We start from the raw sequence: 24,102 nt of genomic DNA, 5'->3' as shown, positions 1-24,102 counted from the left end.
TAACGCAGAGATTTAGACCGAAAAAGTCCACTAAAGTAGGGGGTTATATCTGACTGATATGCCAGCTTTTAATTATATTTTAAGAGTATACCAAATATTCGTCTCTAGACTGTAACATTCCGAACTAAATCGCTGCAAGCCTAGCCTATAAGCCACATCAACTTAGCCATAAGGGTTGTCGCCACGATTAAACAGTAGTCAATAAAAAAGCCCCTAGTCGATAAATTGACTAGGGGCGTAGCATTCAAGTTTGACTCATGCACAAGGAGATAGAAGTTATTACAGTTAAAACTAAGGGCTATTCGCAAGGATTATTTACAAGAACTATTCACGCAGTTCCTTGGTTGAGTTTTGTGTCAACACATAAGGCGCGAGTTCTGGTACTTCTTGGCGCAATTGATTTTCAAGCACTAACAGATTTTCAAATCGGTCGCACAAACGGTCAGCCCTAGCTTCTAATCCCTTAGATTGGCTCTCAATTTGTTGCTCAATATCTTGGCCTAAATTGTCCATTTTTTTGGAGAAGGTATCCATCTTGGCTTCAAAATTTTCACCGCCACCAGACATGATTTGGCCACCTAAGTTCATCATAATTGCGCCAATTGAATTCTGGACAATTTGTTCCATTTCCTGCTCGAATTCATCGTTAAATGTACTTTGCATCGAGTCTTCAGTCGCCCCTAAATAGAAGCTATCACCATTCTTGTAAGCCACTGAATCAACACGTTTTTGAATGCCAGCCATCATTTCATCAAATTTTGCACCAGCAGCATCACCCATTAAAGGTGTTAAGGCCATACCAACAGCTTTGGAAGCAAGAGATACTGCCTCATTCACCAGTTCAATCACTTCTGGCACTTGAGTCGAAACTTCATCGGCATATTGAGTAACCAATTTTTTCTGCTTGTCGGTTAAGTTAACTTGCTTACCTTCCACAAATAACTTGTCAACTTCGATACGATACTTTTCTGTGCCCTTCTCGCTCATGACCAATTTTTTAGGCTCGACCATAACGTCATAATTTAAGGAGACTTCACAGCGCTCATCTATTTTTGGCTCTGTTTGTGCTTGCGCCAGCTGTACGCTAGATGCTCCTAAAATCACGCCAGATAATGCAAATCCAGTTAATAACTTATTTAATTTCATTTTTGTTCGTCCTTTAATCTGAATAATTCGATAAACCTAAACTACTGAATAGCTTATAGCAGGAGACATGCCAACTTTATAACGATATGATTATGTTGGATTTTTAAAGTTAGCACTAAAAGGTCATTAGCGAAATTCGCTAACATTTAGTCTGATAGTGCTAATAAAAAACGAGAGATAAGACTAGAAAATAGAACGACCGAGACGCTGACTGAGATGCTCAAGCATCGCTGTGCCCGCAAGTGAGTTGCCATTATTATCGAGTTCTGGCGACCATACACAAATCGACAGTTCTCCAGGGATCACGGCAATAATACCGCCGCCGACGCCACTTTTACCTGGCATACCAACACGATAAGCAAACTCACCAGCACCATCATATAAGCCCGAGGTTGCCAACAGAGCGTTAAGTTGCCGAGTTTGCACTTGAGAAATAAGCTCAGTCCCTGTGATACTTTTGCCGCGATTAGCCAAATACAACATGGCCTTAGACAAGTCAGCACAATTCATCTTCAAGGCGCAATAATGAAAATAGGTGCGTAACACAGTATCAACATCACCTTGAAAATTACCAAATGACTTCATCAAATAAGCGATAGCCGCATTGCGCGCACTATGCTGATATTCTGAATCTGCTACTTGTTTATCGAAACACACTTTATCGTTTTGGCTTAGTTGCCTGACTAACTCAAGCATTCTGTGTTTAGGTGCGCCTAAACGACTCTGCAATAAGTCAGCAATCACTAACGCGCCAGCATTGATAAATGGGTTGCGCGGCTTGCCACGTTCTAACTCGACTTGTACTAAAGAGTTGAATGAATGACCCGAAGGTTCTTTGCCAACACGGCTCCAGATTTCGGCTTCTTCATATAAAGTTAACGCTAAGGTTAAGCTGAAAACTTTGGAGATACTTTGAATCGAAAACGGCTCAAGGTAATCGCCCGCACCTAAAGTTTCACCGTCAACAGTCGTGACGGCAATGCCTAATTTGCCAGCATCAACGCTGGCCAGTGCGGGGATATAATTTGCAACCTTTCCTTGGCCGAGCAAGGGTCGAACTTTCTCGACCACTTCCTCAAGTAATGCCAACTCGGGCATTAACCCCACCAAATGTCGTACAGTTCGCTAACTTCAACCTGAGACACTTTTTGGGTCGCCCAGAATGCCTTAACTGCAGCAATATCTTCTTCGGTACATTTACCAATCGTTTGGGTGGCGATAATGCCTTCCCATTCGATGTGGCCGCCGCCATGGAAACCTAATTTACGGGTTTCGATCACTTCATCGATGAATTTATCTACAGTTGCATCGATATCGGCTTCAGATACTGATGCATCAAAAGTCCAAGCCATATCGAAACCTAACTCTTGGAATTCATCAACGCGCATTTTCTTACGTAAACGACGGCTACGATTAGTTGCCATAGTGATTTTCCCTTTTGTGTTTAAAATTAGCTAAAATTGAGTTCGTGATTAAGCGATACGCTCAAACATCAGATCCCATACACCGTGACCCAGTCTATGGCCGCGGGCTTCAAACTTTGTCAATGGACGATGATCAGGACGCGGCACCACACTGCCGTCGGCCGACTGGTTTTGATAACCCGGTGCGGCTTGCATCACCTCTAACATATGCTCGCTGTACTCTTCCCAGTCAGTGGCCATATGGAACACACCGCCAATTTTTAGCTTGCGACGAATAAGTTCGGCAAATTCAGCTTGTACGATGCGGCGTTTATGGTGACGTTTTTTATGCCAAGGATCTGGGAAGAACAATTGCACTCGGGCTAATGAACCGTCAGCAATCGCATGTTCTAATACTTCCATGGCATCGTGATGATACACACGTAAATTAGTCACACCAGCAATGGCGGCATCACTGAGGCAAGAGCCTACACCCGGTTTATGTACTTCAATACCAATGAAATTTTGCTCTGGTGCATCTTTAGCCATTTGTACTAAAGAGGCGCCCATGCCAAAGCCAATTTCCAGCACAGTATCAGCTTCACGACCAAAAACGTCGCTTAGTACCAATGGCACTGGGCTGTAATCTAAACCCATTGTTGGCCACTGGCTTTCAATAGCGTGTGCTTGGCCTTTGGTTAGGCGACCTTCTCTCAGGACAAAGCTTCTGATCTTGCGCAGATACTTGCCTTCTTCATTAAATTCAGCGGTAGTGACTTCGCTCATTTTTGCCTCGTCTAGTGGACAACACCATCATAAAAGAAGGGCATTATCCAAAGTTCAACATACAGTGCAAGCACTAATGGGGCGAAAGTATACCAAGATTATTTAAGAGTGCGAATTTAGCAGCGATTTTTAGCTTTAGATCCCTTGCCAACTTATCTTTGACGCTTGTCTAAGAAGATAACTGCCGCTACACTGCGCCGATGAAATCTACAGCCTCCTTCGCTACACGTATCATCTCTTGGTACGACAATCACGGTCGTAAAACTCTCCCTTGGCAGCAAGATAAAACCCCATATCGCGTATGGGTTTCTGAAATCATGCTGCAACAAACTCAGGTTGCGACTGTTATTCCCTATTATCTTAAATTTATGGCGCGTTTCCCCGATGTGTTAGCACTTGCTAACGCGCCAGACGATGAGGTATTACATCATTGGACCGGTCTTGGCTATTACGCTAGGGCGCGTAATTTGCATAAAGCAGCCAAAATAATCCGCGATGATTATCAGGGATTATTTCCCACACATTTTGAACAAGTGCTCGCCCTACCCGGCATCGGCCGCTCGACGGCAGGCGCAGTATTGTCATTGTCACTTGGGCAACATCACCCCATTCTCGATGGCAACGTAAAACGTGTATTAGCAAGACATGGGGCAATCGCAGGTTGGCCAGTGCAAAAGACGGTTGAAGAGCAACTTTGGCAACTGACGGATGCCTTCACACCGCAGCAAGATATTCAGAAATATAATCAAGCCATGATGGATATCGGCGCCAGTATTTGCACTCGTAGCAAACCTAACTGTGCCGCTTGCCCTGTAGCGATTGATTGCAAAGCTCAACTGATTGGCAGACAAACCGATTTCCCTGGCAAAAAGCCTAAAAAAACCATACCAACCAAAGCGGCGTGGATGTTAGTGATGATGCAAGACAACCAAGTCTTTCTAGCTAAACGTCCGCCAGCGGGAATTTGGGGCGGGCTCTGGTGTTTCCCTGAATTCGCTACCCAAGCTGCCCTTGAAACTCATCTTGAAGAGCAAGGGTTTGATGCGCAGCAACTCGAATGGTTAACTGGCTTTAGGCACACATTTAGCCACTTTCATTTAGATATTCAGCCCATGATGCTTAACTTAGATAAAACTCACGGCGATAAAACCCTCGGCAATAAACAGAGCGTGGGTGCTGTCATGGAACAAAACCAGTCTCTCTGGTATAACATAAGTCATCCTTCCAAAGTGGGACTCGCCGCCGCCACCGAGCGCGTGCTAGCCAATTTGGGATCACTCGTTCAATCCGCAGTCAGTAAGGAATAATCATGGCGCGTACAGTCAATTGCGTATATTTAAATAAAGAAGCCGACGGCCTAGACTTTCAACTGTATCCAGGTGATTTAGGTAAGCGCATTTTTGATAACATCAGCAAAGAAGCTTGGGGCCTATGGCAAAAAAAGCAAACCATGCTGATCAACGAGAAAAAACTCAACATGATGAATGTTGATGATCGTAAATTTCTTGAAGAACAAATGACCTCTTTCCTATTTGAAGGTAAAGAAGTAGAAATTGAAGGTTTTGTACCAGAAAAAGACCAAGATTAATTCTGGTCGTTAGTCGGCTCTAAGTATAAAGCTTACAAAAAAGCGCCTTTCGGCGCTTTTTGTTCATCTAAATGACAGAATAAAGAGTTACTTACGAACGCCTTCAACCACTAGATCTAACTCAACATGGCTAGATGCTGGACCTAAATCCATCTTGATACCGAAATCTTTCATCGCAAAGGTGGTTGTGCCCGTAAAACCGGCACGGTAGCCACCCCAAGGATCCTGACCTTCACCCACAGCATGGGCCTTGATCGCTAATGGTTGAGTCACACCATTTAAAGTTAAGTTACCGTTAATCACTAAATCGCCATTTCCTTTATCTTCTACCGAAGTAGATGCAAAGGTCGCTTTAGCGAATTTGCCAGTATTAAGGAAATCTTCACCGCGAATATGTTTGTCACGCTCAGCATGGTTTGAATCGACACTTAATGTATTCACAGTGACATTCACTTTCATCGCAGCTGGTTTAGCCGCATCGTAGCTAAAATCGCCGCTAAAATCATTAAAACGCCCCACCACATAGCTATAACCTAAGTGATTAACTTTAAATGTAATAGAAGCGTGAGCGCCTTCATGATCAATCACATAGTCAGCCGCTGAAGCCGCCACAGGAGCCAATAGAGATACACCAATCAGTGCGCTTAACAGTTGCTTTTTCATTGTATTATCCTCGTTTAAATTTAATCATTCTAAGTAGGGTGGTGTCTTTATCTATAAAGTGATGTTTTAATGCGCCCGCGGCGTGAATAACGACCAGCGCGATCAAGCTGTAAGCCGCATATTGGTGAATATCACCCGCGATATCAGCTTGGTTTTCAAACAAAAGTCCCAATCCTGGTAGTTCAAACCAATCAAACACCCAGATACCACGGCCATCTGCGGTTGAGATTAAAATGCCAGCAGTCATGATGACAAAGAGCAAGATATAAATAATAAAATGCGCAAAATGTGCGGCCGTCTTTTCCCACGGTTTATGACTCGCCTCAGGTACTGGCTTGGGATTAACTAAGCGCCATACCAAACGAAATATTGTCGCAGCCAATAACAGAATCCCAATACTTTTATGTAGATGCGGCGCAGTCTTGTACCAAGTACTGTAGTAGGTTAACTCCACCATCCACACACCGACTGCAAATAACCCAATCACGACGAACGCACTCAACCAATGGGTCACAATGGCGGTAATTCCATAAGCAAACTGACTATTTCGAAACATACTGCGACTCCGTACTCGCGTTTTCTTCATGCTATCCATGAAATAATATTCATTATCATAAATCTAAATTTAAAAACTAAAATCAGTAAAAATCGCTTATATCTTTCTAAATTTTAGAAAGTAAGCCAAAAATCATGATCTGTGAGCACAAAGCTATAGTAAACATCAGTATCCCTCTGACTTGAAAAATACAGCCAACGAATGAAATTGAACTGAATTCACAGAATAAGAGATAAAAAACACCCAAGATGTGCATTAAACAGCCGAACGAGTGATTTATCAGGAAAAAGCACTTGCAGAGGTCAAACACCCTAGCTAATATAGCCGCACTTCGAACGATACGGCTTAGCCAACGAGTTCAAAGTAGTTAACTAACACTTAGTTTAGTTGCCCGAATAGCTCAGTCGGTAGAGCAGAGGATTGAAAATCCTCGTGTCCCTGGTTCGATTCCGGGTTCGGGCACCATTATTATGTAGTAAAAATTGCAGTAAAGATTTAAGCCGGCATAGCTCAGTTGGTAGAGCAACTGACTTGTAATCAGTAGGTCCCGAGTTCGACTCTTGGTGCCGGCACCATATAAAACAATGAAGCCACTCAATGAGTGGCTTTTTTGTATCTGAAATTTGAATAAAAACTCACAAAGTCTGTGGCCAATCGCAACTGACTTACTCTTGATAATATCAGTAGGTCCCGAGTTAGACTCTTGGTGCCGCTGGCACTATATAAAACAATGAAGCCACTCGCTTACTCTTAGTTGCTCCGCTTAGTTACACCCCATAAATATCAGCCAGCCATCAAAGCTCAACAATACCCACTGCGCCCCACTGCCACTTGCTTGCAACAGGTGAGCTTAAACCTTAATTTTTCTCTCCAAAATAGAAGATAAATAAATGAGGAAGTTAGGATAAACAGCCAAAAGGAACACCTACTGGCGTTAAAGTGCTGAAACTTTCAGCGGTAAAATAAGGGTAAAACGAAAGAATCAAATAAATAAGCGCATTTTGTTTAATAGTTAATCAGTCACTTAAAAAGGGCTTGCACAGCTAAAGCGAGCACTATATTATACGCGCACTTCGAACGAACAAGGTCTTCACGACTTAGTTCAAAGTAGTTAACTAACGCTTAGTTTAGTTGCCCGAATAGCTCAGTCGGTAGAGCAGAGGATTGAAAATCCTCGTGTCCCTGGTTCGATTCCGGGTTCGGGCACCAATTTTAAGGTAATGAATTCGATTGGGTTTATTACTGTGCTTTACGCCGGCATAGCTCAGTTGGTAGAGCAACTGACTTGTAATCAGTAGGTCCCGAGTTCGACTCTTGGTGCCGGCACCATATAAACAACGAAGCCACTCAATGAGTGGCTTTTTTGTATCTGTTTTTTGTATCTGAAATTTGAAGTGTTCAGTACAAAGCGCAACTGACTTACTCTCGATAATTTCAGCAGGTCCCGAGTTCGACTCTTGGTGCCGGCACCATATAAACAATGAAGCCACTCAATGAGTGGCTTTTTTGTATCTGAAATTTGAAGTGTTTCAAAGCAAAACACAACTGACTTTCCTCAATAATAACGATAGCGCCCTCAATACTGGCACAATAAACGCTCAAATTGAGCGTATAAGATAATTTATTGACATCACGCAACAGACAATCACTTAATCCTTTACCCCTATAAATGATAGTTTTATATTCGCTACATAAAAAAGCCACTCATTATTGAGTGGCTTTGCGTTCTTATACAAACTATCTAGTTCCAAATGACTCAATCGTGCTTATTTGATGAGCTCGAGTGGCATAGGCCTATCACCTGCTTGAACTTGATGTTGAACATGGCGCCACCCTTGAGTGAGCTCACTTAGATGTGCTTTTCTCTCGGGGAAATGTGTAGCAAGTTTTTCGATAACATCAATTTGCTTCTTACACAATAATGACCAACGATCTGCATTTGATAAGTACATGGCGTTTTCCTTAACTGAGGGGTTACTTTTCCTTAGCCAGTTAAGTCTAGGCTGGAATCATTTTATTGCCAATTCAAAATTGCGCGTTAGCGCACTGTTAAAACAACTAACTCGGGAGTATCTTGGTTCTATAAACATAAGATAGGAGGCGTTATGACAGCCGATATTTTCAAACTCATTTTTGTCGCTATTGGTATATTTCTCGTTTACAAACTGATATTTGGTGGCAAGAAAGGTCTGACTATTTTTGAAATGCATTTTAAAGATGGCCGTATGACTCAGCATAAGGGCAAGATCCCCGAACGATTCGAACGGGAATGCCGCCAAATCGCTAAAACCGAAAAACTGACTTGTACTGTTAGGGCTGAAAAATCAGGAGATGTACGCTTACACATTTCTGCCAACGTGAGTGACAATGTAAAGCAAAGGATTCGTAATCTGTTTCCGTTTGAATATTATGACAAAAAATCGATAGATAACAGTCGTCAAGCGGGTTAGTTCTTCGCCTCTCCCCTAGCAACCTTAATACTTGCTATTAATAGTTAAATATTGAGGTTGCAGTGAGTTCCTAAGGCATTTTCTTATTTAAACTTAACTGGATACCTAGGTTTTAGAAAATCGGATTCTAACTGACCGTCTTTTCTCGCATCTCGAATACGACGTTCATTATCTTGCACCATAGGATCGCTTGCGGGTTGATGAGGATCGACTTGTTTCTCAGAATGATCCTCAAACTTAAAATCAAAAGATGAACAAGCAGTTAACGACAGACTAAAAAATATTCCCCATAAAACAACGAGTTTTTTCATCGACTACCCCTATCCATTTAGACTTAAGTTCAGATTAATTAAATTTAAACAATGGGTTGCAATAACCTTACCCCCATATATCACTTATGCCACTAGCAAAAATGCCTAGCAGCAACTTTGGTTTGACTTCAACACTTTAATGCAGAAAAAAGGGGATTATTAGCCAAGCTATACTGTTTAAGCCAACTTAAGTCTTAATCAACAGAGTGAATCCAAGACAAACTGGGGTAAGCCAACTTAACTAAAAATTGCTGAGACTATTTTTGAATAACTAAAGTGACTTTAGCAACTGTGATGCCAAACTTAATAATATCGCTCTGATTTATAATGGTATTATCATTCACTAAGAACATCCAATCGTCGAAATGAACTTGATATTCCTCACCATCCACAGGCAATAACATATCGTATTTCCAACGTAGCGCACTGCCGCTAGATTGGCCATCGGCAGTCCCGATAATGTCACCTGCAGTTCCTGAGTATCGCCCTTCCCCTAGTGCCTTAATGCGCCATACACGCGTTTGAGTTTCACCATCATCATACACAAACCATTCATTAATGACCCCCTCACTTCCCTGCCAACTGGCTTCCATAATGACATTGAATTTGCGGATTACTTTGCCACTAAAATCTTGTACGACCCCAGAGGCTTTTAATGGTCCATTAAAAAATGACTCCAAAACCAATGTCGGATGAGTGTCTTTATAATCAGTCACTTCCACCGATGAACAACTCGACAACAGCCCTATCATTATTAAACCTAAAAATAACTTTCGGCCGACAAGCCGTTTCAACAATCGCATGGTTTTTCTCCGAGTAATTGCGCCCGCAAACTAGGACGACTAGTGGCTTTCGATAACCAAATCGCTAAAAATGCCTCAGCAAAATTAGCATCATGGATAATGTCGAGTGGTTGATGATTAAAGAAAAACTGACTCGTTTGTCCATCTATCACCTTAAAACTTAAATGATCGCCCTGCTTCACATCGGGCCAAGTCGCATTTAATAAACCCAACCAACGTTGGATATCATTTTCGGCAAACGCTAGATGCTTCCATTGATCTTTTGTCGCTTCGAGCAAATCCTCTGACTCAATATCTCGATAATATTCAATATCTAACAGCAGAGGATATTGCCCCTGTTGATAACGGCCATTTACCGTCATCAGTCTCGCCTTATACAAACTAAACCACAGCCAATCCATTTCTCCGCGGCCCACTTCCTGAAAAGTCTGCATCACATCGGCGGCATCATTCAGTTCGATAGTAATGTTTTCAAAATCAGGCGTTTTCGCCTCTAACGCTTTTAAAGGGGCGGCCAATAAACTGAGGGCCAATAGACTTAAGCAGCTTGAATTCAAAAATGAAAAACCAAGATTTGGGCTACGATTACGAACTGACGACATGGGATCCCCCTTTTACTGCATGATGTCTTACAACAGGTACTTAACTAAAAACGGCATAATTACTTAAGCGCGATCAATTCCTACAACTCAATAATTAACGCCCAAATACAGTAAAAGAACGCGCTTTAGTACTTCGATTAAATCCATAGGGATTAGCAAGTTGGATTAAAAATGGCAGTAAGACTAGCCAAACCAAAAATAACACCACAGCAGAAATAACATTGCCATAGGGCAAACTCACAGCATTAAATTGTGCGCCAGCCAAATAGCTTAACCCACCAAAAATGCCCCCGAGTAACGCCTGAAATATCAGCGGTAAAGGTCGTATAAAGGCCAAACTATGATTCAGAGTCAAAGCAAAATGCAGCCACAGGCAACCAAGCCACCAAGGGAAAAGAGCAAACTCAAACACCCCTAAAACAGAGAGTACTGTATCTACGCCTATTCCTAAGGCTGCAACCTTTAGCATCAATAGCAAATCAACTTTGCGATACTCGGGCTTACTTAAGGAAGCTAGCAGGATAAAGTGAAATAATAATAAAGGGATAGTTAACAACAGAGAGGTGTTAAGCCAAAGTACGCTAGACCACCACACAGCCTGAAAACTCAAGGCGTTATAGAGAATAAAGCCCTGATGCTTAAAAGGAACCCGAGAGTTAGCTAACATGGACTTCATCTTTGCCTCACTTTTATCTTGCTGCAAACAAAGCGGCTCATTCCAACGAAAATTGTTATTTCCACTAAAGTGACTGCTTAATCAAAACAAATTACGTCGCATTAGGGCTATGGCTTGGGAGATGATGGCTAGCAATGCGATAGTCCGGACGCACAGCCACTAAATGCACTGTGCTTGTGGTACGTTCTAAAAATCCACCTTCACAATAACTTAGGTAAAATTTCCACATCCGAATAAAATCATCGCCATAACCTAAAGCTTGGATTTCGCCTATCGCATGATCAAAATTCTCATGCCAATGTTTTAAGGTTTTAGCGTAATCGAGCCCCATATCATTGAGCGACCAGACCACCATGTCCGTCTGTTTGGCAATGTGACCGACCATTTGGCTCACTGAGGGTAAGCAGCCACCGGGGAAAATATAACGCTGAATAAAATCCACACTTTTGCGATAACTGTCGTAACGTTGATCGGCAATCGTTATCGCCTGTAGCAGCATGCGCCCATTGGGTTTTAACAATGTTTCCAGCTTTTTAAAGAAGCCTGGTAAATACTCATGCCCCACAGCTTCAATCATCTCGATAGAAACAACCCTGTCGTATTCCCCAGTGAGATTGCGATAGTCCTCAGTCAGCAGCGTCACTTTATCGCTTAGCCCTTCGCGTTCGACACGGGCTTTGGTATAGGCGTATTGCGCATCTGAAATCGTTGTTGTTGTCACGTGTACGCCATAATGCTTAGCCGCATAAATAGCCAGTGCGCCCCAGCCTGTACCAATCTCAAGCAAGGTTTGACCAGTCTGTAAATCAAGCCGCTCACAAATAGTCATCAGCTTAAACAACTGCGCTTCCTGCAAACTGGCTTCCTCATGTGGATAAAGCGCGCTGGAATACAACATTTCACGGTCGAGGAATTGCTCATACATAGCATTACCCAAATCATAGTGGGCGAGAATATTCCGCTTTGAGCCCTCTTGAGAATTGCGATTCAGCAGATGCTTCACACGGTTTATCGTGCCAGTTAACCAAGAGAATTTGGCTTCAATCTTATCGAGTAAGGCTAAATTACGGGCAAACAGTTGTACGACTTTGGTGAGATCAGGGCTCGTCCAATGGCCTTGAATATAACCTTCACCCGCACCAATGGAGCCTGAAAGCATTATTTGACGATAAAAACTCGGGTGTTTAACCACAAGCGTAGCGTGCAAGTCGGTATGACTCTCACCAAAACGATAACTCTTGTCGCCCTCAACCAAGGTCAAGCAGCCATGTGGGAGACTTTCCAGCGCCTTAAGCAAGACTTTACGCGCAATACTGTCGGGCAGTTTCCCTGTGGTGACTGAGGTTTGCGAAGCCGTATTTTCCATGTTATTTCTCCATCTGAGCTGGATGCGGCACAAAGGGCACACGTTTAAAAAAGAGTTTTAGCGCTTGCCAATAAATCCCGAAGAAGATCTTGAGAGTCATAAAAGGGAAGCGAAACAAAAGCGTCCGTAAATTGGCCGCCGTGATCGGTTGGCGTTTCATCACTAAATTGGCATTAAACAGTTTTTTGCCATTCTCTTGCATCGACTTGTTTTCAATACCGATGTTTAAGTCTTCACTCGGCGCAGACACATGCCAGAGATAACGCATATCGAGAGTCATAAAGGGAGACACGTGAAACACTTTGTCAGAAGGTTTTGGCGCGGCTAAATCGACTAAATAGCAATGGCGCTGATCCCAAGGCGTGTTACTCACCTCGGCCAACATGTATAAAGGCGTTTGATCTTGATAACAAAAGTAGAAATTTACTGGGCTAAAATACACGCCAAAATGGCGGATCTGACCCACAAACAAAACTCGATCGCACAGTTTATCTGCGCCTAACGCTGCCACTTGAGTCAATACGCGACTCTTAAGTGCAGCGGCGCTCGGATCGACAACAGCCACTTCACTACTGTCATTGGATGTAGTCGTAAAAGAAGTTAAATAGTCTTTAGGATTGAATCTCAGTAAAGCGCGGCGCTGGCTGGCAAAAACTCGCCCCATGGCACTGATCTTATCGACTTCATCTAAATCAATCGCCAACAGCGCCATGGCATAACTAAAGCTATGTTTAATCGGCGTAAAACGGCTGTGGGATACAGTGCCGTAATAAATACCGCTATTGAGCTCTGTCATAGGCTGACACCAAAATGGGCACACACATCAAGTGCACTGCGAACGCCATCTTCATGGAAACCATTGTGCCAATAGGCGCCAGCAAAATGGGTATGATTTTGCCCGGATATTTCCTCACGGCGGCCCTGAGCCTTAAGACTGGCTTCGTTAAACACTGGGTGGGCATAATTGAAGCGGCGTATCACTTTCGACTCATCAATCAACTCTGACTGATTCAAGGTGACACAAAAGGTCGGCGCATTGGCTGGCAACTGTTGCAGTATGTTCATGTTGTAAGTCACTGACGCTGGACGTTTTAGGTTACCATCTAATCGATAGTTCCAACTCGCCCAAGCGGCTTTTCGCTTCGGTAAAATACGCGTATCCATATGCAGCACCACATCGTTATTCTGGTAGCTGAGGTCGCCTAAAATGGCGCGTTCTGTTGGCGTAGGATCGTTTAACATACGCAGTGCTTGGTCGCTATGACAGGCTAAAATCACCTCATCGAATTCCAACCATTCACCGTGAACTTGTAACTTCACCCCATTGCCATGGCGTTCAATACCTGTCACGGGTGAGTTAAGGCGGATATTGTCTTTAAAGGGCGCAATAAGATCAGGAATATAGCTACGCGAGCCCCCCTTTAGCACATACCACTGAGGTCTATCACTGACATTTAATAAGCCATGGTGCTGGAAGAAACGAATAAAAAACTTCAACGAAAACGCGCGCATATCTTCTATGCTCGAAGACCAAATCGCCGCGCCCATGGGCAAAATGTAATGCTCAGCGAAAAATGGTGAGAAGTGTTCACTATCTAAATAATCACCTAAGTTACCTTCTGGATAAATATCCTGTTGATAGAGTGCTTTACAGCCTTTATTGAAGCGCAAAATTTCTTTTAAAAAGGCCCAAAAGCGTGGATTCAGGAGGTTACGCTTTTGGGCAAACAAACTGCCTAAATTGTGGCCGTTGTATTCAAGCCCAGTCAGAGCATTGTGCACGCTAAAACTCATCTCAGTCGGTAATATGGTGACATTAAGGCGAGCCAATAAACGTTCAAATCGTGGATACGTTCTGTCATTAAACACGATAAAACCTGTGTCTATAGCGTAGGTTTGCCCTTGATGCTCCACATCGACTGTCGCCGTGTGGCCGCCGATATAGTCATTGGCCTCAAACACTGTAACCCTGTGCGACTCACTTAATAGATGGCCGCAGGTTAATCCAGAAATGCCGGTGCCGACGATGGCGATATTTTTCATAAAATCTTGTCCTTTAGCGGCTTGGCTTGAGTATCGTTTGCAATCATTTTTTGCCACACAAAGGCAGGTAAAAACGACATCAACTTCAATAGATAAGTAAAGCGTCGCGGAAAATGGATCTCGCGCTTGCCACCATTCAGCCCATTGCGGATTGCCTTAGAAGCGGTTTGCACACTCACTTGCATTGGCATAGAAAAATCATTTTTTGCGGTCAGTGGCGTCGCCACAAAACCAGGGCAAATCAAGCTCACACCTATGTCATTCTTGGCTAGATCAAGCGAGAGACTCGAAGCGAGATACTGCACGCCAGCTTTAGAGGCGCCGTAGGCTTCAGCGCGAGGGAAAGGTAAATAAATAGCGCTAGAACTCATAAAGCCAATACGTGAACCCCTTGGCATTAAAGGTAAAAATGCGCTGAGACAATATCCCATTGCAATTAGATTGGTATGGATAACGCGCTCGAACAACACATCATCGAAAGCCTTAGCATCATCAATATATTCACAACTGCCCGCATTCAAAATGACCAAATCGAGCTGAGAATCGGTTTTCACCAATAGCTCAGCTACATTTTGGCCAGCTTGTTGAACTTGGTCGCGCTGGGATATATCGAAGATAAACAACGTAGCACCTAAGAGTTCATTTAAGGCTAACGCCTCTAACCTTTCTTGGGAGCGGCCACAGGCAATGACATGCCAACCTAAGGACAAATAATCCTGCGCCAGTTGCAACCCAATGCCTGAGCTTGCGCCTGTGATCAGCACTGTATTTACTTTCATCGGCTTAACAGCGTCCATTACTTTGCCGCCCTGTCTTTGAGCAAGCGGATAAGGCCGCCCATGCAAGGCAAATGCTCATACAACATTTGCCCTAAGTCGAAGTAATCCCTGTGAAAATAAATCTTGTCGTTAAATTTAAGTTGGCTCATGCCATCAACACGGATAAGTCCACCTTTATTCAACTTAGGGTGGCTATATTCCATCAGCCAAAACAGCGCGGCTTGATTCGCATCCTGCTGCACTTCTTTGATCTCAAACTGAATATGCTTAACATTCTTATATAACTTCGCGAAGTACTGAGTTAACGCCGCTAGCCCTGTGATTTGATGCATAGGATCGGTAAAGCAAATATTGTCGTCATAAACATGAGCTAACAGATGCAAGTTATCTTTATTTAAAGCTTGATAAAGCTGAATAAAATCATCAACAAGCGTATTAGTCTCAGTCGTCGCTTGGTTTGTCATCTTGCTATTGCTCCTGATCCTATTTATTGGGCCGTGGCCTTTTTCAATACGCCTAATACGGTTAATGCCCTTGCTCTTGCTGCACTGTGCTCGACAATCGCACTTGGATAAGCCGTTTTAGTGTTGAATAACGGCTGTTCAAACAAGGACGGTGTCTGCGCTGTACTGGGTTGATGTAATTGCTTAATTCCCCAAGATGCGAGCTCTGGTAAATACTTACGGATAAAGCTGCCATCTGGATCAAACTTTTCACTCTGGCTTATAGGATTAAAAATACGGAAATAAGGCTGAGCATCGCAGCCACAACCCGCAGACCACTGCCAGCCGCCATTATTCGCGGCTAAGTCACCATCAATCAGTTTTTGGCGGAAATAGCGCTCACCCCAGCGCCAGTCAATCAGCAGATGTTTAGTCAGGAAACTCGCCACCACCATACGCAGCCGATTGTGCATCCAACCCGTTTGATTGAGTTGGCGCATAGCCGCATCCACAATCGGATAGCCAGTACGACCTTCACACCAAGCAGCAAACTCCTGCGGGTTATTGCGCCACTGCACATGGTCGGCTTGACGATTGAAATTGTGATTCTTAGATAAATCGGGAAATGCCACCAGCAAATGACGGTAAAACTCACGCCAAGTAAGCTCATTTAACCAAGTACGAGCAGGGCTAGTGTCGTCGACAATCACCTCAGGGAAGTGATGCAACAGCGCGGCAACGCATTGTCTTGGGCTAACCACACCAATGGCCAGATAGGGTGAAATTGAGCTAGTACCATCAATGGCGGGGAAATCCCTATCTTGCTTATAATCCTGCACTTTCTGCTGAATAAATGCCGAGAGCAAACGCTTCGCCTGCCCTTCTCCCGCAGCCCAAAGTTCACTCGACACTTTAGTGACATTGTTAAACAAAAGCGGCTTTGGCTCGGCCAACACAGGCCCAAGTGGCGCCGGAACAGGAAGCGGCAAAATGGCATGGCGGGCGGCAATTTCTCGCCACTTACGGCTAAAAGGAGTGAAAACCTTGTACATGTCGCCGGACAAATTCATCACAGTGCCCGGCTTAAGCAAACAATGCTCATCGGTTAACACCAGAGGAATCCCCGATTGAATACAGGCTTGGTCGCGCTGTTGCTCGTTAATCTCAGGCTCGCGACCAGCAAACACTCGACCAATCCCCTGTTGCTGGCAATAGTGACCGATAAACTCAGGTACATCAGCAAAGGTATCTAGCTGAATTAACTCGAATCCAATACCAAGACTCGCCAGCCCTTGGGCAAGTAAATTGATATGACGTTCGATAAACTCCAACTGAATAGGCGCAACGTCATGGCGCTGCCACTGGGTTGGCGTAGCAATGTAAATCGCCTTAAGTGCCACGCCATTCTCCCGCGCCCAATCGCAAGCGGCGGTTAATGCCTGATTATCGGCAAGGCGTAAATCTTGGCGAAACCACATCAGTGCATTATTGCCCTGCACTTTTATTGGAATTGAATCTATTTGCATTGAATCGTTAGCTAATGTCATTGTTTTTCTCGCTATTTATCTGCTCGCTTTGATTCACGGTATTCATCTTTCCACTGCGCTTACGACTTCTATTCACCTTCCCCGCTAAACGAGATGGCATTTTTCCAATCAAGTCCGTCGTCGAAGACGCCAAAAAAGCAGATAAAAAGCTTAACGTTGGCGCAAAAGGCCCCATAAACCAGCATGGGAAAGCCATTTGTTCCAATACAGTCAGCATTTCAGCCTGTTCAGAACCAGAATGATTTGAGTCGGGAATAAGCAAAAGTGCATCGACGTTAAGCCTGCCTCGCAGCAAAGGTAAACTGCCCATGGCTTGCTCGCCAAGATCAATAACCGATACCCGCAACGACGCTAACTCGAGCGATAGAAGTAGAGAAAACAAAATGTTAGTGCGGGTGGAATTAAGCGAGGTATGTACCCCACGGGATAGACTCACCACAGCGATTCTCGCCGTCACGGCCTGCCCAGTAAAGGCATGACGTCCACCCACTCGGTTAAGTAACTCGCTCTTTAACCAAGCAATAATCAACTCGGCATCAAGTCGCTCATTCACTAAGTCCTCGAGTTGATTAAGCCAAGGTTGTAGCAACTTTTCTTTCACCAATTGGAAAGGATATAAGCCAAATGCATCATCTAATATCTGCTGTAATTTGTGCTGATTGAAATCGAATAATGCCGTATTGAGCGCAGTGACTTGCTCGCACCATAAATCAATGGCTTGGGTTTGAACTATTTCTGTAAATGAAGATTTAGCAGCACTCATCAGCAAAGGTTTAACCTTACTGATCGCAACACCTTTAGCTAGCCATGCATTAATCTCATGGATTTCTTGGATATTTTCGCTCGTATATAATCTGTGTCCCTTGGGTGTACGTGCAGGGATCACTAAGCCAAAACGGCGCTGCCATGCCCTTAAGGTCACGGCATTCACGCCCGTTAAGGCCGACACTTCACCAATGGGGAGTAATATCTCACCATTGGGTTCTGTGTGGGCCGGGTTCTCTATAGTTTGTTTCATATTTCAGTAATAACTCACTAAATCAAAAGCTAAAATCAACTGAATGCGATTAGATAAATGTTAATAGGCATAGCGCAGCTTTAACGCCTCAGGATGAGGGTTTAAGTACACTTGCTCTTCAATATAAGGTGTTGGAAATTCGCGTAGATAATGGTTAATGAGCGTGATAGGTACTAATAACGGCAATAGACCTTGGCGATATTTCATAATCGCTTCAGACAGTTCTGTCTTTTGCTCTTTGCTCAAATGCTTTTTAAAGTAACCCTGAATATGCTGCAGCGTACTGGTATGATTTTTACGGGTCGCATTAATTTTCAGCGCCGTCATAAAACCTTCAAAGTAGCGGGTCACGCTTTGCTCAAGATCCTCAATATTGGCCACTATCGGACCAAGCTCGCGATACCATGTCGGGCTGTGTGCCATTAATAGGTATTTATAGCGGGAATGAAACTTCACTAACTTATGCTTAGTCAGCCCTTCATGTTTCATCAGGTGCCAATCGTGATAGGCATAAACGCGGGTGAAAAAGTTCTCCCGCAGCACCATGTCATGCAAGCGGCCTTCTTCCTCCACGGGCAATAGTGGATATCGTTCCATCAACTTGCGAGCAAATACACCAATGCCAGACTTAGAACCATTGTTAGTGCCAATTTTATACTCTGTTACCCGCTCCATGCCGCAGGTTGGCGACTTAGCGCAAAATAAGTATCCTCCGAGGAAATCGAGCTCTTCAACCTTGTTTTCGCTGTATTCATTGAGCTTATCGGTCACATCTAAGCTACCGTCACCACTCTGAACTAAGATGGTTTCCCCAGCACGGACTAGTCGGATACTTTTCCGGGGTGCACCTAAGCCAATCGCCATTTCAGGACAGATGGGCACATAATCGAAAAATTGCTTAATCTCTTGATTACAATAGGTCGAATTTTTATGTCCGCCATCAAAACGAACTTTCTCCCCCAATAGACAAGCGCTGATCCCAATCTGAATTCGCTGCGGGTTAAACTTGTACATAAGTCGACTCCTTGTATCACTATGCTTCTAATTACGGACCATAGTTGTACAAGGATCAAGTTTTTGTATAAATATTTTTTAAAAGTATCGTTTAACAGTGACTCCTGATAAGTCAACCACAAATAAACCTAACTTGGCCTATAACTTGCTAATTCAAACTGCAAAGTTGTCATCAGATAATATTGAAACGTCCAGCAACACCCATTAGTTAACCGCTCAACATTTTAAACCGCAGGTGGCCAAGGGACAGATTCATATATAAAGGAGTCGAATATGAGCACAATTAACCCCAATAGTTATACCAATACCTTTGCGAAAAGTTATGCCAATGTGCCACTCAAGCAAGTCGAGCCGAGCACAAATGGCCTAGGAACTCGTGCAAATTCAATGACGGCGGAGAATCTAACTTCATCAATAAGCCAAGATACTGTAACGCTCTCCTCTGCAGCATCGGTAACGACTGCCGATACCTATAGCCATCTGGCCCCTAACGCTAAACAAGGCTACACGGGTAATGTGCAAGCCATTGCAGGCACGCCTGAACCAGACAAAAGCATCAACAGGTTGGACAAAGCCATGCAGGCTATTCTAGATAACCGTACAGGAGTCGATAGGGATAAAATTAATAAGATAGATGAAGAAATGGCGAAGGTTGCAGCCGATGAAAATCTATCTGAAGAACAAAAAGCCAAGCAACTAGAATTACTGCAAGCGCAAAAATTGGATCTGATTAAAGAATCATCGGAGAAAAATGAAGAGCGGCAACGTCGTATCGAGTCCGAGGTGTATTACAGCTAACGAAGAAATGACCCGCAAAGGAAAAAATAGGCAGTGAAGGAAGTAACAGGTGGGATACTGAGTGTATTTTCTCGGTGAAATATCAGTCTAATCATTTAAAACTAGACTGATATTTTATAATGTCGCTCAATCCGTTACTAAAGACACCAACGCTTAGGATTGTTTTTCTACCTTATTAATACTGCCCTTATACCCAGTTTCGTCGACGGCCTTAAGCAAACTATCTAGATTAAAATCCTCTGGCACTGTCACTAAGGCTTGCTCTGTTTTTAACGAAGCCTTGGCCTTAATCACCCCATCGGTTTTACGCAGCGCTTTATTCACGACAGTGACACATAGCGGACAAGTCATGCCCTTAACATCTAAGGTGACCAACACGTTTGCCGCCCAGCTCGACGCTGAACACAGACTTAAGGCGAGAAATAACACTAACTTCATTCAAGCACCTCTAATAACCAAGGTAATACAAAAGGATATGACTGAAATGCCAGCACAACAGGTACAGTTAACCAGTACAGCCACAGCATCTGAGTACGACTCAACGTCGCTGTACACAGTGGCTTTTTAGCAAAATAGAGCCGCCAAAATCCCATCAGAATCAGCCCAGTCGACAGTATCAACATGGGCACTTGCAGCCAGCTCAGTTGCTCAATCCCCGACAGACTTGCGGCCGACACCCCGAACACCAAATAAATAAACGGTGCAATACAGCATAGGCTTGAAGCAACCGCAGCAACCACTGCGGCGGCCATAGTCGCTAAGAGGCCCTTAGCGTTGTTCGGTTGACTGATAGTCATAGGCAAACACTTTAGGCTCATAATAGTTCACGGGATCGCCATCAACTTCGGCATAAGGGTAGCCAAAGTTATTCAGGGGTGTCTGTTCGGCTGTAGGGTATAAATCAAAGTCGCGGCCATAGTTAAAGCCAACCCAGTTCATTTCCCAATTGCCAAAGAGGTAATCATTCACGGCCTGAACTGCGGGATCGCTGTGTTCCTTTTTCTCCGTCAAACGCATTTTTGTCACATCGGCAGGATCGGCTGGCAACCAACCATAACCCGCTAAATAGAACATTGCGCGACAATGTTGACCACCACTGACATCGGCAACCCCTTTGTCATCGGCACTACCCAAGGCCTTTTTAGAGTATTCGCCCATCTTGATCGCCTGACCTAAGCGAATCCCAAACATCTCACGGGCAGGGATCCCCACTGCGCGCATTAGCGCCACAAATACTGAGTTAATATCGGTACACTTACCGCCTAACTTGCCACTTTCGAGGATACTTGCTACATCACCCGTACCACAGCCAATCACGCTATTATCGCGAAACATATTAGCGCTAACCCAAAGATAAATCAGTCGTGCTTGCTTCAGTGGTTCAGTCTCGCTGCCAACTATCTTATCTGCTGTTTGCTTCACAATACCATTAATCGGCATGTGTTTAGTCGGCAGCAAATAACGTTCAACATCTGCAGGATAATGTATCTGCTCTGGGGTGCGGTAATGGGTTAAGGCGCCGCTTTTAACGGGTTCCCAATCTATCGTTTCAATATCAAGCTCAACCGTTATTGTCATGCTCGCTTTGGCATCGGGCCAAGTCGCAAACAGGGTTTTGGCGCCATAACTGTTGTTTGAACTGATATAGGCGTCTTTAAAACTGCCCGTAAAATTCAGCTGACTCACCAATTGGAATTGCGTGTCTTCGGGCAAAGGGATCCACAACTTAACCACACCCTCTGACCCTTCTGGGGCAATAAGATGGTAAGTATTGATTAAGGTAAAACGGCGGCGTCCATCGCATGAGCTATGTTCAACGACACTCGATTTAGAGGAAGATGCCAGTACTGGCGTGATAAAACCCGCAGTCGACAAAATAGCCGCACTTTTTAAAAAATTGCGTCTTTGCATTAGGACATTCCTTTTATTGGATCATGTTTAGAAAGAAGAGAAACTCAACATAAGAGAGCAAGATTATAGGTGCTATAGCACTGTGCAGCAATCAAGCCGCTAACCATACAGTATAAAACCACTACATCGGAGAAAAAGACTCAGTAAAATATGCTACAGCGCTGGCATACTCATGAAAATGGAATAAATATCGACGTTGACTTAACAAGCATAATCAATGATAGATTTAGAGCATTTTTATGTAAAAAGCCCAATTTTAGTTTAATAAAAAAGTATCAATTACGTTATTTTTATAATCTAAAGGCTAAATAATAACCACCTTTAGCCTTAGCTAATATTGTTAATAAAGATAATTATCTCACCACTTTTCACTCAAGCTTTGAGTCTCTCATTTAGCAAAATCAATAATATTCTTTGGCAAATTTTCGAAACAGTTTTCAGGGAGATCACAGTCTCACCTGAACAGCTTAATGGGTATGGCTGAGTAATCATTCCAAATTTAGAATATTGAACTTGCAGTTTTGACTTAAGTTAGCTCGAATTACCTAACGCTTTATACTCATAAGATATCAAACTTATCTTTCAAAATGGGAGTCAGACCACTATGTTGCAAAAATGTTTAATAAAAGTTTGCGTATGTTTGTGCCTGTTCTAGGCTTAAAAACGAATATACTCACTTAAAGGGCTTTTTTATGAAACATAAGCTTTCATTAGGTCTTTGCTCACTTTTGCTCAGCTCCACCGTTTATGCAGAAGTCAACATTTCAGGTTTTGCCTCAGTTGTTACTGGTCAAGTTCTCGAAGGTTCGGGCGTTGCAGAGTTTGATTTAGGCCCCACCTTTCTCGCCGACTATCCACTCGTTGGCGCCTATGATGAAGATATTAGTTTCAAACCCGATACCTTATTTGGTATTCAATTCTCAGCGGATTTACTCGAAGGTTTATCTGCCACTGCACAGGTTGTTTCCCGCGGGGCTGATGACTTTTCGGCAAGTTTTGAATGGGCTTATCTGTCCTATGAGATCAATGATCATTGGACAGTACAAGGAGGTAAAAAACGCTTACCGCTCTACTATTACAGTGACTTTTTTGATGTTGGATATGCTTATCCTTGGATACGTCCACCCGCAGATAACTACACATGGCAAATATTTAACTACACAGGTGTCAGCGCCTTATATAACTATTTAATTGGCGACTGGACTATGTCTGGACAAGTTTATTACGGTAGCGAAGATAGCGAACCTAATAAGCTTTTATCTGATTTTTTCTTCCTCGAAAATACCCGAGAAGTATGGAAGGATATAGGCGGTATTGTTGTTCAATTCAACAAAGATTGGTTAGATATTCGCCTCACGCATATGCAATATACTAACGAACGTTATATTGGTGGTATTCAGCAGGAATGGAATGGTAGCAACCAACGTACGGGTAAGTTTTATGGCCTATCCGTTAATATAGATTATGAGAATTTCCTTTTTTTATCTGAGCTTAACCGCTTAGATCTCGATGGGAGTAATCTAGATACTTATCTTCTCTCGTTCGGCTATCGTATCGATTCAGTAATGCCTTACATTTCCTATTCGGACTTCAATGATGGTGAAGGCGGTGAAGTTCACCATACAAGTTCTGCAGGTATACGTTGGGATTTCCATCCTTCGGCGGCCTTTAAAATTCAGTATGATGACGTTAAAGATGACGGTGGCACAGGCATGAAAGTCGCAGGGGATTCGAAATCCATCAGTCTTGGCATTGACTTAGTATTTTAGGAGAGAGGAATGAATAAGTTACTTTGCTTAATCCTACTCAGCTTAGTCTCAATGCCACTATTTGCTGGTGTGGTTGTCATCGTTCATCCCAGTAATGCAGACACTGTCGACCAAAAGGTTATTGAAAATATTTTTCTAGGGAAAACAAAGACCTTTCCTGGTGGAGCGCAGGCCGTGCCGGTCAATCTTGACAGTGCTATGCCCTTAAGGGAAACCTTTGATACTAAAGTGCTGGGCAAGTCATCCAGCCAACTTAAGTCATATTGGTCACAAAAAGTATTTACAGGCAAAGGAACGCCACCCAAGGAAGTCACTAGTGGGGCGGAGATGATAAAATTAGTTGCATCGAACCCCAATATTATTGGCTATATTGATAGTAGTGAGGCCAATGATTCGGTAAAAGTTATTGCCGAGTTTTAGATTGGAGTGC

Annotated in this window: 28 protein-coding genes and 4 tRNA genes; 10 read left to right on the top strand and 22 right to left on the bottom strand. The window is 43.5% G+C overall.

Annotated features, from left to right (window positions below; genetic code table 11):
• Positions 1 to 324: 324 nt before the first annotated feature.
• The 4 genes from L5L97_RS04515 to trmB form a co-directional block, all read right to left on the bottom strand.
• On the bottom strand, positions 325 to 1,146 hold the full coding sequence (locus tag L5L97_RS04515; protein ID WP_263181276.1) for a YggN family protein: 822 nt from the start codon (positions 1,144 to 1,146) through the stop codon (positions 325 to 327).
• A gap of 183 nt (positions 1,147 to 1,329) precedes the next feature.
• The gene (gene glsB, locus L5L97_RS04510) at positions 1,330 to 2,244 is read right to left on the bottom strand and encodes a glutaminase B (protein ID WP_113939414.1); all 915 of its coding nucleotides are present in this window, start codon (positions 2,242 to 2,244) and stop codon (positions 1,330 to 1,332) included.
• Positions 2,244 to 2,570, bottom strand: coding sequence for a YggL family protein (locus tag L5L97_RS04505; protein ID WP_028761293.1), 327 nt, complete (start codon positions 2,568 to 2,570; stop codon positions 2,244 to 2,246). The genes glsB and L5L97_RS04505 overlap by 1 nt, the downstream gene beginning before the upstream one ends.
• 48 nt (positions 2,571 to 2,618) lie before the next feature.
• Positions 2,619 to 3,335, bottom strand: a complete 717-nt coding sequence (gene trmB / locus L5L97_RS04500) for a tRNA (guanosine(46)-N7)-methyltransferase TrmB (protein WP_105251866.1) — start codon at positions 3,333 to 3,335, stop codon at positions 2,619 to 2,621.
• 200 nt (positions 3,336 to 3,535) lie between these two features.
• On the opposite strand from trmB, the gene mutY reads away from it, so the two are divergent.
• Positions 3,536 to 4,642, top strand: a complete 1,107-nt coding sequence (gene mutY / locus L5L97_RS04495; protein WP_263181275.1) for an A/G-specific adenine glycosylase — start codon at positions 3,536 to 3,538, stop codon at positions 4,640 to 4,642.
• Positions 4,643 to 4,644: 2 nt separating this feature from the next.
• A complete protein-coding gene (locus L5L97_RS04490) occupies positions 4,645 to 4,923 on the top strand; it encodes an oxidative damage protection protein (RefSeq protein WP_006082532.1) in 279 nt (92 codons plus the stop codon).
• Between the two features lie 87 nt (positions 4,924 to 5,010).
• Here L5L97_RS04490 and L5L97_RS04485 read toward each other — a convergent pair whose 3' ends face one another.
• A complete protein-coding gene (locus tag L5L97_RS04485) occupies positions 5,011 to 5,586 on the bottom strand; it encodes a YceI family protein (protein WP_263181274.1) in 576 nt (191 codons plus the stop codon).
• A gap of 4 nt (positions 5,587 to 5,590) precedes the next feature.
• Positions 5,591 to 6,142, bottom strand: coding sequence for a cytochrome b (locus tag L5L97_RS04480; RefSeq protein WP_263181272.1), 552 nt, complete (start codon positions 6,140 to 6,142; stop codon positions 5,591 to 5,593).
• Between the two features lie 389 nt (positions 6,143 to 6,531).
• Here L5L97_RS04480 and L5L97_RS04475 point away from each other — a divergent pair.
• The 4 genes from L5L97_RS04475 to L5L97_RS04460 all read left to right on the top strand — a co-directional run bounded on the left by L5L97_RS04475 (position 6,532) and on the right by L5L97_RS04460 (position 7,471).
• Positions 6,532 to 6,607, top strand: a tRNA-Phe gene (locus tag L5L97_RS04475).
• A gap of 34 nt (positions 6,608 to 6,641) precedes the next feature.
• Positions 6,642 to 6,717 (top strand) — tRNA-Thr (locus tag L5L97_RS04470).
• Positions 6,718 to 7,275: 558 nt separating this feature from the next.
• A tRNA-Phe gene (locus L5L97_RS04465) sits at positions 7,276 to 7,351 on the top strand.
• Between the two features lie 44 nt (positions 7,352 to 7,395).
• Positions 7,396 to 7,471, top strand: a tRNA-Thr gene (locus L5L97_RS04460).
• 437 nt (positions 7,472 to 7,908) lie between these two features.
• Here the strand turns inward: L5L97_RS04460 and L5L97_RS04455 are convergent.
• Positions 7,909 to 8,094, bottom strand: coding sequence for a hypothetical protein (locus L5L97_RS04455; RefSeq protein WP_105251863.1), 186 nt, complete (start codon positions 8,092 to 8,094; stop codon positions 7,909 to 7,911).
• A gap of 153 nt (positions 8,095 to 8,247) precedes the next feature.
• Between L5L97_RS04455 and L5L97_RS04450 the strand changes: the two genes are divergently transcribed.
• The gene (locus L5L97_RS04450; RefSeq protein ID WP_105251862.1) at positions 8,248 to 8,592 is read left to right on the top strand and encodes a DUF3634 family protein; all 345 of its coding nucleotides are present in this window, start codon (positions 8,248 to 8,250) and stop codon (positions 8,590 to 8,592) included.
• A gap of 83 nt (positions 8,593 to 8,675) precedes the next feature.
• Here the strand turns inward: L5L97_RS04450 and L5L97_RS04445 are convergent, their stop codons facing one another.
• The 12 genes from L5L97_RS04445 to L5L97_RS04390 all read right to left on the bottom strand — a co-directional run bounded on the left by L5L97_RS04445 (position 8,676) and on the right by L5L97_RS04390 (position 19,194).
• Complete coding sequence (locus tag L5L97_RS04445; RefSeq protein WP_105251861.1) at positions 8,676 to 8,903, bottom strand: hypothetical protein; 228 nt, start codon at positions 8,901 to 8,903, stop codon at positions 8,676 to 8,678.
• Positions 8,904 to 9,160: 257 nt separating this feature from the next.
• Positions 9,161 to 9,706, bottom strand: coding sequence for a DUF3833 domain-containing protein (locus tag L5L97_RS04440; RefSeq protein ID WP_105251860.1), 546 nt, complete (start codon positions 9,704 to 9,706; stop codon positions 9,161 to 9,163).
• Positions 9,694 to 10,308, bottom strand: a complete 615-nt coding sequence (locus tag L5L97_RS04435) for a chalcone isomerase family protein (protein WP_263181271.1) — start codon at positions 10,306 to 10,308, stop codon at positions 9,694 to 9,696. The genes L5L97_RS04440 and L5L97_RS04435 overlap by 13 nt, the downstream gene beginning before the upstream one ends.
• A 94-nt stretch (positions 10,309 to 10,402) precedes the next feature.
• Complete coding sequence (locus tag L5L97_RS04430; protein ID WP_263181269.1) at positions 10,403 to 10,984, bottom strand: DUF2878 domain-containing protein; 582 nt, start codon at positions 10,982 to 10,984, stop codon at positions 10,403 to 10,405.
• Positions 10,985 to 11,075: 91 nt separating this feature from the next.
• Positions 11,076 to 12,350: an SAM-dependent methyltransferase gene (locus L5L97_RS04425; RefSeq protein WP_263181268.1), complete on the bottom strand. Its 1,275-nt coding sequence runs from the start codon at positions 12,348 to 12,350 to the stop codon at positions 11,076 to 11,078.
• 1 nt (position 12,351) lies between these two features.
• Positions 12,352 to 13,146, bottom strand: coding sequence for a DUF1365 domain-containing protein (locus tag L5L97_RS04420; protein WP_173243610.1), 795 nt, complete (start codon positions 13,144 to 13,146; stop codon positions 12,352 to 12,354).
• Positions 13,143 to 14,393 carry an NAD(P)/FAD-dependent oxidoreductase gene (locus L5L97_RS04415; protein ID WP_113939406.1) on the bottom strand — a complete coding sequence of 417 codons (1,251 nt, stop codon included), beginning with the start codon at positions 14,391 to 14,393 and terminating at the stop codon, positions 13,143 to 13,145. Before L5L97_RS04415 ends, L5L97_RS04420 begins: the two co-directional genes overlap by 4 nt.
• Entirely contained in the window at positions 14,390 to 15,190 is an 801-nt protein-coding gene (locus L5L97_RS04410) for an SDR family NAD(P)-dependent oxidoreductase (protein ID WP_263181267.1), read from the bottom strand. The genes L5L97_RS04415 and L5L97_RS04410 overlap by 4 nt, the downstream gene beginning before the upstream one ends.
• A complete protein-coding gene (locus L5L97_RS04405) occupies positions 15,190 to 15,636 on the bottom strand; it encodes a nuclear transport factor 2 family protein (RefSeq protein WP_263181266.1) in 447 nt (148 codons plus the stop codon). The genes L5L97_RS04410 and L5L97_RS04405 overlap by 1 nt, the downstream gene beginning before the upstream one ends.
• Before the next feature lie 23 nt (positions 15,637 to 15,659).
• The gene (gene phrB, locus L5L97_RS04400) at positions 15,660 to 17,162 is read right to left on the bottom strand and encodes a deoxyribodipyrimidine photo-lyase (protein ID WP_263181263.1); all 1,503 of its coding nucleotides are present in this window, start codon (positions 17,160 to 17,162) and stop codon (positions 15,660 to 15,662) included.
• Complete coding sequence (locus L5L97_RS04395) at positions 17,149 to 18,180, bottom strand: MerR family transcriptional regulator (protein WP_263181262.1); 1,032 nt, start codon at positions 18,178 to 18,180, stop codon at positions 17,149 to 17,151. The genes phrB and L5L97_RS04395 overlap by 14 nt, the downstream gene beginning before the upstream one ends.
• Positions 18,181 to 18,240: 60 nt before the next feature.
• On the bottom strand, positions 18,241 to 19,194 hold the full coding sequence (locus L5L97_RS04390; RefSeq protein WP_263181261.1) for a YbgA family protein: 954 nt from the start codon (positions 19,192 to 19,194) through the stop codon (positions 18,241 to 18,243).
• Positions 19,195 to 19,467: 273 nt separating this feature from the next.
• On the opposite strand from L5L97_RS04390, the gene L5L97_RS04385 reads away from it, so the two are divergent.
• Entirely contained in the window at positions 19,468 to 19,992 is a 525-nt protein-coding gene (locus L5L97_RS04385) for a hypothetical protein (RefSeq protein WP_263181259.1), read from the top strand.
• 153 nt (positions 19,993 to 20,145) lie between these two features.
• Here the strand turns inward: L5L97_RS04385 and L5L97_RS04380 are convergent, their stop codons facing one another.
• From L5L97_RS04380 to L5L97_RS04370, 3 genes are read right to left on the bottom strand one after another with little or no spacing between them, the layout of a single operon-like run.
• Positions 20,146 to 20,430 (bottom strand): heavy-metal-associated domain-containing protein, encoded by a 285-nt coding sequence (locus tag L5L97_RS04380; protein ID WP_028761311.1) that lies wholly within the window; start codon positions 20,428 to 20,430, stop codon positions 20,146 to 20,148.
• Positions 20,427 to 20,744 (bottom strand): hypothetical protein, encoded by a 318-nt coding sequence (locus tag L5L97_RS04375; RefSeq protein ID WP_317629524.1) that lies wholly within the window; start codon positions 20,742 to 20,744, stop codon positions 20,427 to 20,429. Before L5L97_RS04375 ends, L5L97_RS04380 begins: the two co-directional genes overlap by 4 nt.
• 16 nt (positions 20,745 to 20,760) lie before the next feature.
• A complete protein-coding gene (locus tag L5L97_RS04370) occupies positions 20,761 to 21,903 on the bottom strand; it encodes a transglutaminase-like domain-containing protein (RefSeq protein WP_263181255.1) in 1,143 nt (380 codons plus the stop codon).
• A 692-nt stretch (positions 21,904 to 22,595) separates the two neighbouring features.
• On the opposite strand from L5L97_RS04370, the gene L5L97_RS04365 reads away from it, so the two are divergent.
• The gene (locus tag L5L97_RS04365; protein WP_263181254.1) at positions 22,596 to 23,672 is read left to right on the top strand and encodes a porin; all 1,077 of its coding nucleotides are present in this window, start codon (positions 22,596 to 22,598) and stop codon (positions 23,670 to 23,672) included.
• Positions 23,673 to 23,681: 9 nt separating this feature from the next.
• On the top strand, positions 23,682 to 24,092 hold the full coding sequence (locus L5L97_RS04360; protein WP_105251847.1) for a phosphate ABC transporter substrate-binding protein: 411 nt from the start codon (positions 23,682 to 23,684) through the stop codon (positions 24,090 to 24,092).
• The last annotated feature ends 10 nt before the right edge of the window (positions 24,093 to 24,102 follow it).

This window comes from Shewanella sp. SM71, assembly GCF_025653905.1.
Classification (GTDB): Bacteria; Pseudomonadota; Gammaproteobacteria; order Enterobacterales; family Shewanellaceae; genus Shewanella; species Shewanella oncorhynchi.
This window is presented reverse-complemented; position numbering and strand designations above follow the sequence as displayed.

Excerpts from the sequence above, each read along its gene's own strand:
- L5L97_RS04515 (WP_263181276.1), bottom strand. The coding sequence starts at position 1,146 with ATGAAATTAAATAAGTTATTAACTGGATTTGCATTATCTGGCGTGATT.
- glsB (WP_113939414.1), bottom strand. The coding sequence starts at position 2,244 with ATGCCCGAGTTGGCATTACTTGAGGAAGTGGTCGAGAAAGTTCGACCC.
- L5L97_RS04505 (WP_028761293.1), bottom strand. The coding sequence starts at position 2,570 with ATGGCAACTAATCGTAGCCGTCGTTTACGTAAGAAAATGCGCGTTGAT.
- trmB (WP_105251866.1), bottom strand. The coding sequence starts at position 3,335 with ATGAGCGAAGTCACTACCGCTGAATTTAATGAAGAAGGCAAGTATCTG.
- mutY (WP_263181275.1), top strand. The coding sequence starts at position 3,536 with ATGAAATCTACAGCCTCCTTCGCTACACGTATCATCTCTTGGTACGAC.
- L5L97_RS04490 (WP_006082532.1), top strand. The coding sequence starts at position 4,645 with ATGGCGCGTACAGTCAATTGCGTATATTTAAATAAAGAAGCCGACGGC.
- L5L97_RS04485 (WP_263181274.1), bottom strand. The coding sequence starts at position 5,586 with ATGAAAAAGCAACTGTTAAGCGCACTGATTGGTGTATCTCTATTGGCT.
- L5L97_RS04480 (WP_263181272.1), bottom strand. The coding sequence starts at position 6,142 with ATGTTTCGAAATAGTCAGTTTGCTTATGGAATTACCGCCATTGTGACC.
- L5L97_RS04455 (WP_105251863.1), bottom strand. The coding sequence starts at position 8,094 with ATGTACTTATCAAATGCAGATCGTTGGTCATTATTGTGTAAGAAGCAA.
- L5L97_RS04450 (WP_105251862.1), top strand. The coding sequence starts at position 8,248 with ATGACAGCCGATATTTTCAAACTCATTTTTGTCGCTATTGGTATATTT.
- L5L97_RS04445 (WP_105251861.1), bottom strand. The coding sequence starts at position 8,903 with ATGAAAAAACTCGTTGTTTTATGGGGAATATTTTTTAGTCTGTCGTTA.
- L5L97_RS04440 (WP_105251860.1), bottom strand. The coding sequence starts at position 9,706 with ATGCGATTGTTGAAACGGCTTGTCGGCCGAAAGTTATTTTTAGGTTTA.
- L5L97_RS04435 (WP_263181271.1), bottom strand. The coding sequence starts at position 10,308 with ATGTCGTCAGTTCGTAATCGTAGCCCAAATCTTGGTTTTTCATTTTTG.
- L5L97_RS04430 (WP_263181269.1), bottom strand. The coding sequence starts at position 10,984 with ATGAAGTCCATGTTAGCTAACTCTCGGGTTCCTTTTAAGCATCAGGGC.
- L5L97_RS04425 (WP_263181268.1), bottom strand. The coding sequence starts at position 12,350 with ATGGAAAATACGGCTTCGCAAACCTCAGTCACCACAGGGAAACTGCCC.
- L5L97_RS04420 (WP_173243610.1), bottom strand. The coding sequence starts at position 13,146 with ATGACAGAGCTCAATAGCGGTATTTATTACGGCACTGTATCCCACAGC.
- L5L97_RS04415 (WP_113939406.1), bottom strand. The coding sequence starts at position 14,393 with ATGAAAAATATCGCCATCGTCGGCACCGGCATTTCTGGATTAACCTGC.
- L5L97_RS04410 (WP_263181267.1), bottom strand. The coding sequence starts at position 15,190 with ATGGACGCTGTTAAGCCGATGAAAGTAAATACAGTGCTGATCACAGGC.
- L5L97_RS04405 (WP_263181266.1), bottom strand. The coding sequence starts at position 15,636 with ATGACAAACCAAGCGACGACTGAGACTAATACGCTTGTTGATGATTTT.
- phrB (WP_263181263.1), bottom strand. The coding sequence starts at position 17,162 with ATGACATTAGCTAACGATTCAATGCAAATAGATTCAATTCCAATAAAA.
- L5L97_RS04395 (WP_263181262.1), bottom strand. The coding sequence starts at position 18,180 with ATGAAACAAACTATAGAGAACCCGGCCCACACAGAACCCAATGGTGAG.
- L5L97_RS04390 (WP_263181261.1), bottom strand. The coding sequence starts at position 19,194 with ATGTACAAGTTTAACCCGCAGCGAATTCAGATTGGGATCAGCGCTTGT.
- L5L97_RS04385 (WP_263181259.1), top strand. The coding sequence starts at position 19,468 with ATGAGCACAATTAACCCCAATAGTTATACCAATACCTTTGCGAAAAGT.
- L5L97_RS04380 (WP_028761311.1), bottom strand. The coding sequence starts at position 20,430 with ATGAAGTTAGTGTTATTTCTCGCCTTAAGTCTGTGTTCAGCGTCGAGC.
- L5L97_RS04375 (WP_317629524.1), bottom strand. The coding sequence starts at position 20,744 with ATGGCCGCCGCAGTGGTTGCTGCGGTTGCTTCAAGCCTATGCTGTATT.
- L5L97_RS04370 (WP_263181255.1), bottom strand. The coding sequence starts at position 21,903 with ATGCAAAGACGCAATTTTTTAAAAAGTGCGGCTATTTTGTCGACTGCG.
- L5L97_RS04365 (WP_263181254.1), top strand. The coding sequence starts at position 22,596 with ATGAAACATAAGCTTTCATTAGGTCTTTGCTCACTTTTGCTCAGCTCC.
- L5L97_RS04360 (WP_105251847.1), top strand. The coding sequence starts at position 23,682 with ATGAATAAGTTACTTTGCTTAATCCTACTCAGCTTAGTCTCAATGCCA.